The sequence below is a fragment of the Acidovorax sp. NB1 genome, assembly GCF_005405905.1.
Classification (GTDB): Bacteria; Pseudomonadota; Gammaproteobacteria; order Burkholderiales; family Burkholderiaceae_C; genus Acidovorax.
Genome location: NZ_BJHU01000048.1, coordinates 66822 through 82007 on the forward strand (window position 1 = coordinate 66822; position 15186 = coordinate 82007).

General features: G+C 58.5%; 15 protein-coding genes. 5 read left to right on the top strand and 10 right to left on the bottom strand.

Annotated features, from left to right (window positions below; all coding sequences use genetic code 11):
* From AvAM_RS22120 to AvAM_RS22130, 3 genes are all read right to left on the bottom strand, one after another.
* Nucleotides 1-2409 carry a hypothetical protein gene (locus AvAM_RS22120; RefSeq protein ID WP_137749092.1) on the bottom strand — a complete coding sequence of 803 codons (2409 nt, stop codon included), beginning with the start codon at nt 2407-2409 and terminating at the stop codon, nt 1-3.
* Nucleotides 2402-3175: a TnsA endonuclease N-terminal domain-containing protein gene (locus AvAM_RS22125; RefSeq protein WP_171012368.1), complete on the bottom strand. Its 774-nt coding sequence runs from the start codon at nt 3173-3175 to the stop codon at nt 2402-2404. Before AvAM_RS22125 ends, AvAM_RS22120 begins: the two co-directional genes overlap by 8 nt.
* Nucleotides 3176-3639: 464 nt before the next feature.
* The gene (locus tag AvAM_RS22130; protein ID WP_212742294.1) at nt 3640-4056 is read right to left on the bottom strand and encodes a helix-turn-helix domain-containing protein; all 417 of its coding nucleotides are present in this window, start codon (nt 4054-4056) and stop codon (nt 3640-3642) included.
* A gap of 566 nt (nt 4057-4622) precedes the next feature.
* Between AvAM_RS22130 and AvAM_RS22135 the strand changes: the two genes are divergently transcribed.
* The 3 genes from AvAM_RS22135 to AvAM_RS22145 all read left to right on the top strand — a co-directional run bounded on the left by AvAM_RS22135 (nt 4623) and on the right by AvAM_RS22145 (nt 7533).
* On the top strand, nt 4623-5336 hold the full coding sequence (locus AvAM_RS22135) for a hypothetical protein (RefSeq protein ID WP_137749095.1): 714 nt from the start codon (nt 4623-4625) through the stop codon (nt 5334-5336).
* 115 nt (nt 5337-5451) lie between these two features.
* Nucleotides 5452-5901 carry an HAD domain-containing protein gene (locus AvAM_RS22140; protein WP_137749096.1) on the top strand — a complete coding sequence of 150 codons (450 nt, stop codon included), beginning with the start codon at nt 5452-5454 and terminating at the stop codon, nt 5899-5901.
* Between the two features lie 576 nt (nt 5902-6477).
* Entirely contained in the window at nt 6478-7533 is a 1056-nt protein-coding gene (locus AvAM_RS22145) for a DMT family transporter (protein ID WP_137749097.1), read from the top strand.
* Nucleotides 7534-7544: 11 nt separating this feature from the next.
* Here the strand turns inward: AvAM_RS22145 and AvAM_RS22150 are convergent, their stop codons facing one another.
* Nucleotides 7545-9866, bottom strand: coding sequence for a cation-translocating P-type ATPase (locus tag AvAM_RS22150; protein WP_249368308.1), 2322 nt, complete (start codon nt 9864-9866; stop codon nt 7545-7547).
* A 78-nt stretch (nt 9867-9944) separates the two neighbouring features.
* Here AvAM_RS22150 and AvAM_RS22155 point away from each other — a divergent pair, with 78 nt between their 5' ends.
* Together AvAM_RS22155 and AvAM_RS22160 are read left to right on the top strand one after the other, a co-directional pair.
* Nucleotides 9945-10379 (top strand): Cd(II)/Pb(II)-responsive transcriptional regulator, encoded by a 435-nt coding sequence (locus AvAM_RS22155; protein WP_056637555.1) that lies wholly within the window; start codon nt 9945-9947, stop codon nt 10377-10379.
* Between the two features lie 60 nt (nt 10380-10439).
* On the top strand, nt 10440-10631 hold the full coding sequence (locus tag AvAM_RS22160; protein WP_056637557.1) for a heavy-metal-associated domain-containing protein: 192 nt from the start codon (nt 10440-10442) through the stop codon (nt 10629-10631).
* A 269-nt stretch (nt 10632-10900) separates the two neighbouring features.
* Here AvAM_RS22160 and AvAM_RS22165 read toward each other — a convergent pair whose 3' ends face one another.
* The 6 genes from AvAM_RS22165 to AvAM_RS22190 form a co-directional block, all read right to left on the bottom strand.
* On the bottom strand, nt 10901-11083 hold the full coding sequence (locus AvAM_RS22165) for a hypothetical protein (RefSeq protein ID WP_137749099.1): 183 nt from the start codon (nt 11081-11083) through the stop codon (nt 10901-10903).
* 77 nt (nt 11084-11160) lie between these two features.
* Complete coding sequence (locus tag AvAM_RS22170; protein ID WP_108625381.1) at nt 11161-11502, bottom strand: copper-binding protein; 342 nt, start codon at nt 11500-11502, stop codon at nt 11161-11163.
* A 38-nt stretch (nt 11503-11540) separates the two neighbouring features.
* A complete protein-coding gene (locus tag AvAM_RS22175; protein ID WP_056419630.1) occupies nt 11541-12026 on the bottom strand; it encodes a plastocyanin/azurin family copper-binding protein in 486 nt (161 codons plus the stop codon).
* 35 nt (nt 12027-12061) lie between these two features.
* Entirely contained in the window at nt 12062-13474 is a 1413-nt protein-coding gene (locus AvAM_RS22180; protein ID WP_015012917.1) for a multicopper oxidase family protein, read from the bottom strand.
* 19 nt (nt 13475-13493) lie between these two features.
* A complete protein-coding gene (locus AvAM_RS22185; protein WP_108625380.1) occupies nt 13494-14927 on the bottom strand; it encodes a TolC family protein in 1434 nt (477 codons plus the stop codon).
* Nucleotides 14924-15172: a hypothetical protein gene (locus AvAM_RS22190; protein ID WP_249368310.1), complete on the bottom strand. Its 249-nt coding sequence runs from the start codon at nt 15170-15172 to the stop codon at nt 14924-14926. Before AvAM_RS22190 ends, AvAM_RS22185 begins: the two co-directional genes overlap by 4 nt.
* Nucleotides 15173-15186 lie beyond the last annotated feature (14 nt).

Consider the following 15186-nt stretch of genomic DNA (forward strand, 5'->3'; position numbering starts at 1 on the left):
TCACCCTCTTCTAGCTTTTCTGATTTGAGCCATCAAATCACCCGTGATGCTTTGAGCGCTTTCCCGACCAGGAGATGAGTGCGCTCTCCAGTCCGTCGGTTGTTCATCATTGCCCCGAGCAAGTCCGGGTAGCGCCGTCGGGCCTGATTGCCGAAGAGCTGGGACGTGCGCTAAGTCGTAGTCGGTCGATTGATCAGGAGAGATCGATTGCGCTTGCTCGCCGAAGTCCCCCAAACCGAGCGATTTCAGATGCTGCCGGGACAGTTCATCGTCCAAGTTTTTCCGTTTTTCATAGCCGGAACTACGAGACGGCTTGGCCTTGCCTGCATCAGCCAATGCTTGAGCTTTAGCGGCTTTTGCTGCCTTGTTTGCATCTTGGTTGCTCGAATGAAAAAAAGCGTCGCGCGATTCCTGATCTGACCGCATAGCGTCCACCACATGCTTGTCGTCATCAGTCATCAGCAAATACTCGAGCAACGTCAGTTCCTTAACCAGAGGATCCGCTGTCTTTAGGCTGAGCTGATGCAGACCTTGGCGCACCACATAGGCTGTCGAAATATCCTGAGGATCGAGCTGCAATTCACACGGAATACGACCACGGGTTGCGCGCTCGCATAGCCCCGATTCAGCTAACCAATTGCTGACGAAGACCAGGCCCGGAATGAGCCTTCGATCGTCCCGGGGGTCAAACACGTGAATCCCATCGCGATGAATCACTGCCTTGAGCTTAGGCAGACAATGGGCATGGAGCGTATCCAGATCTGTGGGCTCACTGGTCACATATCCTTTTTCAACACACCACTCATAGATCGCACGACGTGTAGGCTTCACTCCCTCCGCCCGCATTTCGACAGTGAGTAGATGCGGAACCGCCTGTTCATTGTTGATATAGAGCACCGTCTCAATGACAAACTTCATGTTTTGCTCAAAGGTACGGCATGCATCTTCTTCGCGACTGGACTCCCCTCGCTCTTTTGGCTGACCTTGGGTAGATCCCGCAGCGTGATGGTCTGCATAGCGATGCATCATCAAGTGGGTGGCCTCGACCAAGCTTTTCATGTCCCCCGCGTACGAGCGCACAAACTCCAAGCCGACCTCTGTCGCGGACATCGTGCTGATACCCTTTTCGCTCTTGATCTCACCGTTGTCAGCTCTGATTCTTCTTGGCAGTCGAGAGTGCCAGTCTCCCTCGCTTATGGAGACGCCGTGCTTTGCGCAGAAGGCCACTTTGTCAGTTGCACAATGGAGAATTGCTAGCAGCGATGTCAACGTGCTAGGACGCTCGAATCCGCAGTAGAGGCCCAGGATGTATTCCGTACGAACGTCAATGACCACGGTTCTGTAAGTTGACGGAAGGACCTTGAGAAGGTTGACCGCTGAAACTAGCGTTTGGTCTTCACTGGTGCTGTCGATCAAACCAAGCTGCCCCACCGCAACAATGCCGTCCGAACGCAAACCCTTGAGAGCGCGTTTGACAGCTCTGTGCACACGTTCGCCCATATTGATCCGCGAGGCGGAACATAGTGACCGCGCTGCCCATATGAATGCTGCCTCCGTTGGGCGCTGATTGGCAGGGAGCAGGAAATACTGTCGCTGTGATCGATGGGTAATAGATTCATTTCCGGGCCAATGCTCTTCCATAGTCCGCAGGTATGCGACATGAACAGACACTCGCTTTCGCTTGTATTTTCGATAGCCGTCTCTCAGTTTTCTTCGGTCTTCTTCGTCTGAAATATGTTCAGGAAGAGCGTCAGGAACGCGACACCTTCCACTAGGACGGCCCGTTTTTTTAACCGTGAACTTCTCTGTTCCTTTTCCTCCGATCTCCCCCCAATTGGGAAGTAACGCGTTTGGGTGGCCACACCCTAATAGGAAGCGCAACATTGCTTGCCGCACTTTTTTTGTAGTTGGGTAGTTCAACGCTTTCGATCTTGCTTGAACTTGCTCCTGCAAAAGTCCCAGCTCCAAAAGCTCATACTCACCAAAATCACCAACAATGGGAGCAATGATCTCCTTCTGTTGCTCTCTGTGGCTGAGCCACTCGAGTAGATTCCGGCGATTTTTCTCTATCGACGTGGCCTCTTGTTTCAGCTGGTCGTCAGTCAATAGCCATTCAGTCGGCACAGTGAAATCAACAAGCGAGACACTTCGACCACCCCCGATGAGGGGAATCATCCCTCGTGCAATACGCCTTGGCATCCTTAGGTAGCAAGGCTTACGTTTCCTTTTCTCTTTGGCCTCTGAGGCGTTAGCTGGATCACCCTCCTGCGCTCCTTTCACAGACAACGCAGGAAACTCGATAAACAAAACGTCGTCGTTATCGACAAATTCATAGATGATCCGCCCAAGATCGGTGTAACCGTTGTCGTCGTGGATTCGAATGACTTTTCCCTTCAGTGATTCACGCATTTGTCTCTCCCAGAAGCTCGGCCCTCAAACGTTGCTTAAATCGGGTGCCATCGAGACGCAATGGGCGGGTCATCACAATGGGAGTGCTGAAATCAGCGTCTAAGAGCCCCATCCAAGTAGCAGTTCTGAACAAGGTTTGGGCATGCAAGTTGGACAGCTTCATCTTTTCGGCGACGAATTGCCTCGCTCGCTCAATTGGCTCGTCAACGACAGACATGTAGAGGCCGCAAAATTCAGGTAGCCGGTCGCGGTAGAAGGGGTCACGCAATTCAGACCTGGGCGGGCGATGGGCATCTAAAAATCCGATCAGCGTGTGGCTAAATTTCGTACCGTCAACCACAACGTGAAGAGCGTCTACGGCATGGCTATACAGTCGCTCAAGCTCAATGCGCTCCAACATGCGTGCGCGATTTGGAGCACTATCCAAGAGGCTTCTAGGTTTGCAGCTCCAATGGATCAACCGTGACGCATGCCAATCACCCGTGGCAATGGTGAAATCGATCGTTGCCACGAACGGGATGCGGGTTCCGGGATACACGCCGTGCTTGATGCCAGCTTGCTTCGCAATGTCTAGCAGACCAGGCGCTGAACTGTATTTACGATCCAGATCGGGGTGTCTGCCCGTACCTGGGTGCATGTGCTCTGTTGGCCAAAGCGGATGCTGCTCACGCACCTCATTCGCCCCTAACCACAAGGCGACATTCGCAGCCGAAAACTCGAGCCCAGATAACAATTGAAGCGACCGCAGATACAGCGGGTTGATCATTGCGTGCTGGTTTGAGACGGGCGAACTCAGTTTGCGTCGAACGCGAATCCAGGACTTGTAGCCTTCGTCACGCCCCATCCCACACTGGTCGCGACGTAGCTGCGCCAAGCGGACCTCTGTCATCACGGTCGCCATATCAACGCAAGCTGAGATGGCCAGAGGTGCTCAAACTATTTGTCGCAACCGGTCCTGATAGGCAAGCGAGCGCATGTTTCAAGCAGGAGTATGAGCAGGTAGCTTTACCTGGATTGCGGCCTCTCAAATCAGGCAATTGCTGAGCCGACTTAAGAACACGAGAACGCGCAAACTTCCGGAAGTTCATGATCTGAATAGGGGTTTCGATTGCTAGAGACGAATAGCTTCCCCCTGGCTTTCAGATCTGATAGTCTTGCAACGCGACTCGCGAAGACAGTACTGTCTGAGCAACCTGGGCGGCGGGGCTTCGAAAGGGGCTTCGCCGTTTCTTATTTCATGGAAAGCTCCTTCGCGCGGAGATGCAGAAGCCGAGCTTCGGCGGGGGATAGCCGGTTGCTAAGAACAGCCAAATCACGCAGCAACTGCGCTACATGCGGCGGAATCTTTGGACCGACGCGCAGGCCAATGCCCGCGCGTGCTTCGTCGGCAAGGCTAATCAGTCTTTTTTGCTCCTCAGGCGTTGCCTTGAGCGCTAGGCCTAGTGCAATAACCGCCCTCTGTGGCGGTGGAATGCGGCGTCGATTCTCGATTTCACTGAGTGTGGATGCAGCAATTCCTGCACGACGCGCCAGCGTCTTTTGGCTGAAGCCCCGCTGACGCCGAAGCTCGGCAAGAAACGACCCAAAGCTTCGCGGTGCGACATACGCAACACTCATGGTCGAAGGTAAAAGCTCAGTGCCGAACACGCAATAGACAATGAAAAATCTAGGCTAGACGTTATCCGCTTCGCCTCTTGCAGTCGATGCGCAATTGCAGCCGACTTCCGTCACCCCGAATTGCTTCTTGACTTTGCGTGAATGCTGGGTCAATGCTCTGCTCTTTATCGCCCCAAGCCACATCTTTCCCATTTATGAATCGGACCTCCAGCTATCTCGATTCATTGCCGAGAGTTCGGGCTCGAGTCGGCGCAAGTCATTTCAAGGCCATGCTGTTGGGGAACGCAAACGTCCCGGGGGATCCCCAAACCGAGCTGGTGATGGAAGCAATGGGGCCTCAATCCGGTCCCCGGTTTCTCGACGCCAGAACCTGGAAAAGTTGGTTCTCTCCCCGAGCGCCTCGCTCGAGAAGAGACGCGACAGCTCATCTGGACCGATGCACAACAGAACTTGAGCGCCACTCCTTGGTAAACCGATCTGGAGCGGATTTTTATTCAGAGATGCTCGCGGGCGGTTTCGTGCCCGCACTCATGAGCCCGACGAAAAGCAAGTCCCCAGAATGGGTCTTAGCTGAGCGGGCTGCAAAGTATGTACCCATGAGCCTTTGGCACCTCCATCTAGATGCGCTTGACCTAGTGGGTCTCACCAATGCTCCAAATGCACGCGAAACCGTAGCTCTGGCATCTGTGGCGCTGGAGCGGATGGCTGACGTTTTGCATGAGCAGTGGAATCCGAGGACTGGAACGGTCTACGCTCAGTTTTCTTCCGATTTGGCCCTGCTCTTGCCAGAGATGAGCGAGCAAGAACTGTTAGATTTGAGAAGAATTTCGGAGCGATTCAGTCCTTCGATCTTCGACACTGCAATGAAGCGTTCACCTCGACCTCAGTTTCATTCAGTGATTGAGATACCAGACTTCACCTCTCAACATGTTCACAAAACACTGTTGACGATCGCGACCGATGAGGCTTTTCTGAGGGCTGACCGAATGCAGGCTTGGGCGTTAGCTCTAGCGACAGCAACGTTGCTTTTGCACGCACGGGTCAGACTAGTTGAGATCTCACAACCCCCATGCCGTATCTTTGCACCCGAACTGAGCTACCTACTGGCACTAACGAACCTTCTGTTTCGCGCAGACTTTGAACTTGATGGAACTACGGAGGAACTGGAGAGAGTGAGTCAGCTGGGCCGATTTCCATGGACGGCTTTTTCTCTTGACAGACTTTTCGAGGCACGAGTGGTTTATGAGCAGCAGATGTTGCTTCACGGCGTCGCACTGAGGTCAATAGAAAAAATCATCGATGGCGAATGAGCGTGCAAGATGTCCATCGCGTCACAAGAAGCAACACCTATTGAGGTTACGCAACTTCGCATATGCACTTATGTTGGTGTGCTCGAAACTGATCTCGTGCTAAAGGCCGTTCCAAATGAGAACAATCTTTCTGGACTTTGACGGCGTCTTGCATCCGGAACACTGCCACGAGTCTCGACATTTCTGCTGCCTACCAGTCTTCGAACAAGTGCTGCGCCGGACTCCCGAGTGGGAAGTTGTGATCACTAGCACCTGGCGTTTTCAAGTTCCACTCGACGATCTGCGCGCACGGTTCTCACCCGACCTTATACATCGCATCGTCGGCGTAACAGCAAAATTCAGCCAATTGGAGAACGTTCCAGAGTCGCTGCAGGCCTTTGAACGGGAAGCTGAATGCAACGCATGGCTACGCGCCAATGAGAGAGTTGTGTTTCCGTGGTTGGCTATTGACGACCGTTCATGGCTGTACCGTCCGTTCAATCGATTCTTGTTCCTCGTTGACGGCAAGACGGGTATGACCGCAGCTAATGCCGAGGCGCTGATTGAAAAGCTGCGCAGCCTTTAGTACTGCCAATTCAGCTGAGCTGGCACAGCCTGTCTACGTCAAACCTTGTGAAAACCAGTGACGGATGTCGTCATAGTCCTGGTGCCCCCGCAGAATGCGCCACCGCAGCGTAGTGGTGAATCTTTGTGTTCAGGTACGGCACATTGGTTGGTTGCCCCGCCCTGCATGAGTTGGCACAAAAGAGCAGCCGTAGCACCGTTCCGGCGCAAGCACACTAGTTCCCAATCAGTCGACACATTCCCCAATGGCGTTCCGTAACAGCCTGCGAATCAACAGGTTGGATTGGGAAATCTCTGGAATCAACCCCAAACCACCCCAATGACGCAGCTGGCGCACCATGCTTTTGCTTCCACACAAACTTGCCCCTTGTAGCGGCGGAACACAGCGTTTGAACCTCTACTGGGTGGTCAGCTTGAGGCTGGTTGCCGTCGCTCAGTCTGACAATGTCGTTGGCCGCTTTCTTCGAAAGCAGACCTTCCACTTCTCGTCGAGTCAGCTATTTCCGTCTTTGAACCCCTTGCCTTGTCCAGTTCTGGGGATTACCAGACTCCGATGTCGTGCTCAAATCCCTCACCTATGAAGCGTGACCCTTTGCATCTTCCCGCCTTGCGCGGTGGCTTTCTCGCCCTGCTGGCGGCGGTACTCTTCGGCATCAGCACGCCCGCGGTACAGAGGCTGGGCGCAGGGCTCGGGGCCTTCACGACCGCAGCGCTGCTGTACTTAGGAGCGGCCCTGATCGGGGCACTGTCGCTGCGGACTGCTGCGCATGAAGCGCGAGTGCAGAGGTCCGACATTCCGCGCCTTCTGGCGATGGCTGGCTTTGGCGCCGCGCTGGGGCCGGTGGCCCTGGCCTGGGGCCTGCAGCACACGAGCGGAGCCAGCGCGTCGCTCATGCTCACTCTGGAAGCGCTGTTCACCGCCACGCTGGCATGGTGGCTGTACAGCGAAACCATGGACCGCCGCGTGTGGGCCGCCATGCTGTTGCTGCTCGCAGGAGGAATGGCGCTCGTTCTGGACCAAGGCCTGCAAGGAGGCGTGCAGTTGCTGGGGCTGCTTGCCGTGCTGCTGGCCACGGTCGCCTGGGGGGTGGACAACACCTTGTCCCGTGGGCTGGCTGAGCGCGACCCCAGCCAGGTGGTGATGGCCAAGGCCACCCTGGGGGCCGCAGCGACGGCTGCATTGGCTGTTTCGACTGGGGAGCCTTTGCCTTCCCTGTCCGCAGCACTGGGACTTCTCGCCGTTGGAGCCACTGGTTACGGCCTGAGTCTGCGCTGTTACCTCCTGGCCCAGCGGGCATTTGGTGCGGCGCGGACGGGCTCGGTGTTCGCCTTCGCGCCCTTCATTGGTGCTGCCGTGGCCTTCGGTTTCGGGGAACGCTCTGCGGGGTGGTTTATGCTCTTGGGTGGAGTGTTCATGTTGGCGGGAGTAATGCTCCATCTGGCGGAAAGCCATGGACACGAGCACACGCACGAAGTGCTGGAGCATGAGCATGCTCACCGGCACGACGATGGGCACCATGCACATGTGCACGTAGTAATGCCAACTGGCAGCCACAGCCACAAGCACACCCATGAGCCTGTGACCCACGCCCATCCCCATGCTCCTGACGTGCACCATCATCACGTTCACTGAACCCGCTAGATCTAACCAACAGCGCGGACCGCGTGAGCGCGCGTGCCGCGCAGCAGCCTCAGCCCATTGCCAACCACCAGGAGGCTGGCCCCCATGTCCGCAAAAACCGCCATCCACATCGACGCGTTCCCAAAGACCGCAAGCACCAAGAACACCGTCTTGATACCCAGCGCCAGCACGATGTTCTGAAGAAGGATGCCCCGCGTGCGCCTGGAGAGCTGGATGACTTCGGGGATGCGGCGCAGATCGTCATTCATGATGACGATGTCCGCAGCCTCCATGGCCGTGTCGGTTCCTGCTGCACCCATGGCAAGGCCGATGTCGGCGCGTGCCAGCGCAGGTGCGTCATTGATGCCATCCCCCGTCATCGCCGTGGCACCGTACTGGGCCTGCATCTGCTCAATGGCCGACAGCTTGTCTTCTGGCAGCAGGTTTCCATGCGCCTGGTCGATGCCCGCCTGTTTGGCGATGGTCTCTGCCGTGGCTTGGTTGTCTCCGGTCAGCATGACCGAGGCGATTCCCAGCGCGTGTAGCTGGGCGATGGCCTCCCGTGAGCTGTCCTTGATGGTGTCGGCCACCGCAAAGATGGCAAGAACCTCCGATTGACTGGCCAGAAGGGTCACCGTGCGGCCCTGCGATTCCTGTGCCTGTAGCAGCGCCTCAATGGCGGGGCTGCAAAGACCCCGTTCCTCGATGAGCCGGTGATTCCCCAGAATCAGGGGTTGGCCTTCAAGCTGGGCTTCTACACCACGTCCGGCAAGGGCCGTGAAGCCTGCCACGATGCCCTGGCCAGCAGACAGTCCTTGCGCGATGGCCTTGGACACGGGGTGGTCAGAGTGACCGGCCAGGTCCGCCGCCCAGCCCAGAATCTGGGTTTCGGGATACGTTCTGGCCAGCACGTGCTGGGCCACCAGTTTGGGTTTTCCTTCCGTGATCGTGCCGGTCTTGTCGAGCGCAATGGCCTTGAGTTTGTGCGCGTCTTCCAGGTAAACCCCGCCCTTGATGAGGATGCCACGCCGGGCCGCAGAAGCCAGACCACTGACCACCGTCACCGGCGTTGCGATCACCAGCGCACAGGGGCAGGCGATGACCAGCAGTACCAGAGCCTTGTAGACGGCATCCACCCACGTCAGGCCCATGAAGACCGGAGTGAGCGTCGCCACAAGAACGGCCATGATGAACACAGCCGGGGTGTAAATGGCAGCAAACCGGTCCACGAACTGCTGTGTGGGGGCGCGTGAGCCCTGCGCCTGTTCCACCGAGTGAATGATGCGGGCCAAGGTGGTGTTGCTGGCCTCTGCCGTGACCATCACCTCCAGGGTGCCTGTTTCGTTGATGGTGCCAGCAAACACGGGATCTCCAGGAACCTTGTCCACCGGAATGCTCTCTCCCGTGACCGGCGCCTGGTTGACTGCGCTGGTCCCAACGGCCACCGTGCCGTCCAGCGGCATGCGCTCGCCCGGCCTGACCCGGACGATGGCGTTGACGGGAACCTGTGCAGCGGCCACCGATTTCCAGCTGCCGTCAGGCTGGCGTACTTCGGCCGTCTCGGGCGTGAGATCCAACAGGCTCTTGATAGCATTGCGTGCACGGTCTACCGCGCGGCCTTCGATCAATTCAGCAATGGCATAGAGGGCCATCACCATGGCGGCTTCTGGCCATTGGCCAATGAGAAACGCGCCGGTCACGGCCACCGTCATCAGCGCATTGATGTTCAGCCGTCCCTGCAGCAAGGCGGCAAACCCCTTGCGGTAGGTGGAAAAGCCCGCCAGCCAGATGGCCGCCGCCGCCAGGGCCATGCCAATGCCCTTGAAGGCCAGCGTGTCTGGAGAGAAGAAGGCCACGGCTTCGGCGCAGACGGCCAGGCCCAGCGCCAACCCCATACGCCCGAGTTCGTCGGTGGTGGAGGCCCGCCCAGGGGCTTCGCCCGTTGCGGCAGCGGTTGCCACGGGCTGCGGGTCGAACCCTGCCTTGCGAATGGCCGCCAAGGCTTGAGGAATCACAGCATCAGGGGCGTCAATGGTCAGCGTGCGTGCGCCGAGCTGAAACCCCAGGCCGCGCACCCCGGCAATTGACTCCAGCGCGCGGCGGATCTCACTTTCTTCGGCTGCGCAGTCCATGGCCTCGATGCGGAACATGGCTCCCTGGGGGCCACGCCCATTTGCAAACGAAGGCGCTGCGGTTGCTAGCGAATGTGGGGTACAGCAAGTATCTGGAGAGGCCGCAACCGGGCTGGCGCAACAGGAATCAAGCTGAGTAGAGACGGGAGCGGCTGGAGCGCAGCATGGGTCCTGGGAGGTTGGTTTTTGTGCTTCGTCGCAGCAGGATTTCATAAATTTCTCTCCTTGATGCCTCGATTGGAAACCTTGGAGTAGCTACAGTGTCAAGACCTCCAATATCCAGCTCTCAACATGCAGATCAAGGAACTGGCCGCCGCAACAGGCGTTGACGCCGAAACGATCCGTTTTTACGAAAAGGAAGGCTTGTTGCCCCAGCCCGCGCGGCTGGCCAACGGCTATCGCAACTATGCTCCCGCTCACCTGGAGCGGCTGTCCTTTGTACGGCACTGTAGGGCACTCGACATCCCACTGGCAGATGTGAGGAGCCTGTTGGGTGCGCTAGATGCGCCCCAGGAGGCGTGCGCAGACGTCAACAATCTGATTGACGACCAGCTAAGTCGGCTGCGCGCTCGTCTCATCAGCATGATGGCGTTGGAAAAGCAACTGCTGCAGCTGCGCTCAGCATGCAGTGGAGAGCATGCGCATCAGAGCTGTGGAATTCTTAATGAGCTTGTCGCGGCCGCCCATGGCGAGGCGTGTCTGTGCCATGGAGGAAAAAGTGGTTGACCTTGCCACTGTGGCAAGTCCGAGACTGCACTCCTCTCAACTCTTTGCCACGAGAAGTAAATGCATGAATTTCAGCTTCCCGACATGACCTGCGGGCACTGCGCAGGGATGGTGAACCAGACACTGCAGATGGTGGATCCTGGCTGCAAGGTGCAGGTGGACATGTCCAAGCGCTTGGTTACGGTGCAGAGTGCTGAAGACCGCCTGACGCTTGCGGAAGCGCTCACCGAGGCGGGCTACCCGCCCTCTTGACTACGCGTCCGTACCTCAAAAGATCTGCTCCGGCACACGTTCATCGCGGCGGGCATTGACACCGCCTTGGAGCCGCCGACCATCGCCTTGACGCAGCGATGGTCGGCCTGAGGTCTTTGGGCGGTTGCTACTTTTTTGCCACCTCTCTGTCTCGGAACTACTTGGGCGTGGAGCCCGGAGTGGCTTCCTTGTGCGGCATGGCTTCACGCGCATTGGCCTTTTCCTGACCACGGGCTTCGGCCTTGCTGGTGTCGGCGATGCCAGAGCCTTCACCCCGCGCCGTACTGCCATCCTTGGTCCGCTTCACACCGGTCGCAGGACGGGCCTTTTTTGTGTTCCTCGCCATGCGCTTGCGCCTTGGAGTTGGTGTAGGGCGTGGCCTCTTGGGTGTCGCCAGCAGCGAATGCGGACGATGCGGCGGTCATGGCCAGGGCGATAAGGAGAGTTTTCATGATTTTTCCTTGGTAGGTTGACGTGCGAACAGAAGAGCGCCCCCTTTCTTGAGGGCGCGGCGAGGCACTCCTTGTGCTTACTTGGCAGGCTCGATGGCGGTGACGACCATCTTTCCGCCCTCGTTGATCACCATGAAACGGATCTTGTCGCCGACCTGCGTCTTGTCGAGCAGGGCCTTGTCCTTGGCAGCAAACACCATGGTCATCCCCGGCATCTCCAAGTGCTTGATGTCGCCATGCTTGATGGTGATCTTGCCGGCGTCCTTGTCGATCTTGCGCACCTCTCCATCGGTCATGGAGGCTGCGGTCGTGGATGCGGCTTTTCCGGCGTCTCCAGCGGCCTGCGCCACGGCCGACAGCGGCATGAGAGTGACCAGCGACAACATAGCGCCGATCAATAAAGTGTTTGCGTTTTTCATACGAGCTCCTTGTTCAATTGCGTGCAGGGATTCCCCGATTACTTCTTGACCACCGTGACCTGGCCCTTCATGCCTGCGTCGTAGTGGCCTGGGTACAGGCAGGCGAACTTCACTTCGCCAGCCTTGGTGAACTGCCAGATGATTTCGCCTTGCTTGCCGGGGGCCAGCGACACCTTGCTGGGCTCGTCATGCTCCATGTCCGGGAACTTCTTCATCGTCTCGTAGTGCTCCTTGAGTTCGGCATCGGTGCCCAGGCTGAACTCATGCTTGACCTGGCCACTGTTCTTGATCACGAACTTGACCGTTTCGCCCTGCTTGACGGAGATCGCGGCGGGCGTGAAGCGCATGGTGTCAGCCATGTCCACGTTGATTGTGCGACTGACTTTGGAGGCTTTGCCTGGTTCGCCGATGGCTGACTCCTCGCTTCCATGGCCGTGACCGCCGCTGTGGGTACCGCCCGCAAAGCTGTTGAAGGACAGGGCCACCAGGGCGGAGGCGGCGATCAGGGAAAGAGTGCGTTTCATAGTTACCTTGGGTTGTGGATGAGGAAAGGAGGCGATCAGTGGCCGCTGTGCGAAGACGGCTTTTTGACCTTGACGACAGTGTCCGAACTGGACTTCTCTTTGCGGGGCATGGATTGGCCGCCCTCGGCCTTGAAGCGGGCAGGCTCCGCCATCGGGCCGGTGTACTCGTACGCCACCGTGCCCTCTGGGTTCTTGTACCAACCCGGATTTTTGTAGTCGCCCGGTTTCTGGTCGCGGCGTACTTTGACGACGCTGAACATCCCGCCCATTTCGACCGACCCGAACGGGCCTTCCCCGGTCATCATGGGAATGGTGTTGTCCGGGATGGGCATCTCCATCTCGGTCATGTCCGCCATGCCCCGTTCGCCCATGACCATGTAGTCGGGGATCAGGTTGTTGATCTTCTTGGCCACGCCCCGGTGGTCTACGCCAATCATGGTGGGAATGTCGTGACCCATCGCGTTCATGGTGTGGTGGCTCTTGTGGCAGTGGAATGCCCAGTCACCTTCTTCGTCCGCGAGGAACTCGATCTGGCGCATCTGGCCCACGGCCACGTCGGTGGTCACTTCATAGAGACGGGTGCTCTTGGGTGTAGGACCACCATCCGTGCCCGTCACCAAAAACTCGTGACCGTGCAAGTGCATGGGGTGGTTGGTCATGGTGAGATTGCCGATGCGAATACGCACCTTGTCATTGAGCCGGACGTTCAAGGAGTCGATGCCAGGAAAGATGCGGCTGTTCCAAGTCCATAAATTGAAATTCAGCATTTCCGCGACCTTCGGCGTAGCGGCCCCGGGCTCAATGTCGTAGGCACTGAGCAGGAAGCAAAAGTCTCGATTCACTTCATCAATCAGCGGATGCTTGGTCTTTGGATGCGTGATCCAAAAGCCCATCATGCCCATGGCCATCTGGGTCATCTCATCGGCGTGCGGGTGGTACATGAAGGTACCTGGACGGCGCGCCACGAATTCGTAGACGAAGGTCTTGCCCGACTGGATTGCGGGCTGGTTCAATCCCGCCACACCGTCCATGCCATTGGGCAAACGCTGTCCATGCCAGTGGATGCTGGTGTGCTCGGGCAGCTTGTTGGTCACAAAAATGCGAACGCGGTCGCCTTCCACCACTTCAATGGTGGGACCAGGACTCTGGCCGTTGTATCCCCACAGGTGGGCCTTGAAGCCAGGGGCCATTTCGCGCACAACGGGTTCTGCCACCAGGTGGAACTCCTTGACCCCCTGGTTCATGCGCCAGGGCAGCGTCCAGCCGTTGAGCGTGACCACCGGGTTGTAGGGGCGCCCGGAGTTGGGCACCAGCGGCGCCATGGTGTCTGCGCTTGTCTGGTACACGGGTTCTGGCAGTGCGGCCATTGCCACGCGGCTCACACTCGCTGCGGCCACGGCCCCTCCGGCAATGCCAGCAAACCGGAAAAAATCTCTTCTTGAATTCATGTTGGTTTCCTTGAGGGGATCAGTGGCCTGCACCGGCTTCGGCAGCGGCTGCGCCACCGCCCGAGACGCCAGCGCTGGTGGGCTTGCCGATGAGAGAGGCCTGAAGGGCGGCGTCCGCCAGCCAGAACTGCTGTTCGGCGTTCAGGGCCGCCATCACCGAGTTCACCTGGTCGCGGGAGTCGGCAAGCAACTCGAAAACGCTGATCAGCATCCCGTTGTAGCGAAGCTGGTTTTCTTCGGAGATGGTTTTTCGCAGGGGAATCACCTCGTCGCGGTGGTGACGCGCGATGTCATATGCAGTGCGGTACGCGGAGTAGCTCTCCCTAAGGTTCGAACCCGCCGCGCGTGCGGTTGCTTCCAGGCGGTTGGCCGCAGCCAGGGTCTGCGCATTCATGGCGTCGCGCCGCATTCCACCCCAGTCGAAGATCGGCAGCTGCAGGCTGATCTCGAAGCCGCGCCGCGTGGAGTGGGTGTTCTCGGCGGCATCAAAGACAGAGTCGCGCCGCACGCCCAACTCGATGTCTGTGAAGGTCGTGATCCTGTTCCAGCCTTGCGCGCGTGCAGCTGCGTCGTAGTCAGCCTTCGCGATCTGCAGATCCAGCCGCCCCTTGGACGCCTGGCGGCCCGCGTCCGATGCAGACAGCGGCTCCTTGGGCAGTGTGGGCAGGCGCTCAGGCAACTTGAGCTGTTGGGCTTGGCTGTCGTCCAGACCCAGCAGCCGGACCAGTTCCTCACGGGCTGCCGTGACTTGGTGCTGGGCACTGGCCAGCTGGGTCGCTGTGTCGGCATAGAACGCTTGCTGGCGTGCACGGTCAAGCTTGTTGAAATTGCCCACCGCCTGCATGCGCTTGGCCAGTTCGGCACTGGCTTGGGCGCTGGCGACGACCTGTTGGGTGTAGGCCAGCGTTTGTTGCGCGGCAACGGCGCGTACCCATGCCTGACGTACCTGCGTGACTTGGTCCACTACCTCGCTGCTCAGGCGCAACTGGGTCTGCTTGATGCGCTGCTCGGCGATGCCTTTGCGCGTCGGCAAGGTCAGCAGGTCCAGCAGCCCGAAGGACAGGAGGCGGCCGATCTCCGTCTCGCTGCCCAGGCGAACGCGCTCCAGGCTCAGGATGGGGTTGGCGATGCGGCCGGACTGGGCTGCCGTGGAAGCGTCCGCCCAGTTTTGAGCCACGATGGCCTGCAGGGATGGGCTATTGACGAGTGCGAGTTGAACGGCATCCTTCTGACTGAGCGGCTTGGCCAGCAGATCCGAAGCGCGCTGGCGCAAGGCGTCCCGCTCGCTCTGGTCCCGGGCCAAGGTAAGCTGGCCGTCCGTGAAACCGCTTGCGGCTGTATTGGCGCTGGTGAGGTTCTGCTCCAGATTCACGCTGGCGCAACCAGACAAGACCGCCACTGCGGCCACGGCGATCACGAGTTTGGCGCGGGGCGTGTGCAAGGGGCGGTTCATTGTTTGCCCCCGTGGTGTGCGTCATGGCCCTGCGCGGGTTGGTCCTGACCGGTTGTGGGTGCCGTCTGGCGAATTTCCTTGGCATAGGTGCGCCAGCCTCCGATCTCGCCCACCTTGTCATTGGCCGCTTTCCAGGGCTGGACGGATTGCTCTTTGTAGGCATCGAACCCCGAGAGGGCTGAGCGGTACGAAAGCTGATAGTCCACCTTGGCAGTGTCTGCCTCCGGCATTTGTGCAAATGCCATGGACGGCGCCACCA

Coding starts and splice junctions, on each gene's coding strand:
- AvAM_RS22120 (WP_137749092.1), bottom strand. CDS start 2,409: ATGCGTGAATCACTGAAGGGAAAAGTCATTCGAATCCACGACGACAAC.
- AvAM_RS22125 (WP_171012368.1), bottom strand. CDS start 3,175: ATGATCAACCCGCTGTATCTGCGGTCGCTTCAATTGTTATCTGGGCTC.
- AvAM_RS22135 (WP_137749095.1), top strand. CDS start 4,623: ATGAGCCTTTGGCACCTCCATCTAGATGCGCTTGACCTAGTGGGTCTC.
- AvAM_RS22140 (WP_137749096.1), top strand. CDS start 5,452: ATGAGAACAATCTTTCTGGACTTTGACGGCGTCTTGCATCCGGAACAC.
- AvAM_RS22145 (WP_137749097.1), top strand. CDS start 6,478: ATGAAGCGTGACCCTTTGCATCTTCCCGCCTTGCGCGGTGGCTTTCTC.
- AvAM_RS22150 (WP_249368308.1), bottom strand. CDS start 9,866: ATGAAATCCTGCTGCGACGAAGCACAAAAACCAACCTCCCAGGACCCA.
- AvAM_RS22155 (WP_056637555.1), top strand. CDS start 9,945: ATGCAGATCAAGGAACTGGCCGCCGCAACAGGCGTTGACGCCGAAACG.
- AvAM_RS22160 (WP_056637557.1), top strand. CDS start 10,440: ATGCATGAATTTCAGCTTCCCGACATGACCTGCGGGCACTGCGCAGGG.
- AvAM_RS22165 (WP_137749099.1), bottom strand. CDS start 11,083: ATGAAAACTCTCCTTATCGCCCTGGCCATGACCGCCGCATCGTCCGCA.
- AvAM_RS22170 (WP_108625381.1), bottom strand. CDS start 11,502: ATGAAAAACGCAAACACTTTATTGATCGGCGCTATGTTGTCGCTGGTC.
- AvAM_RS22175 (WP_056419630.1), bottom strand. CDS start 12,026: ATGAAACGCACTCTTTCCCTGATCGCCGCCTCCGCCCTGGTGGCCCTG.
- AvAM_RS22180 (WP_015012917.1), bottom strand. CDS start 13,474: ATGAATTCAAGAAGAGATTTTTTCCGGTTTGCTGGCATTGCCGGAGGG.
- AvAM_RS22185 (WP_108625380.1), bottom strand. CDS start 14,927: ATGAACCGCCCCTTGCACACGCCCCGCGCCAAACTCGTGATCGCCGTG.
- AvAM_RS22190 (WP_249368310.1), bottom strand. CDS start 15,172: ATGGCATTTGCACAAATGCCGGAGGCAGACACTGCCAAGGTGGACTAT.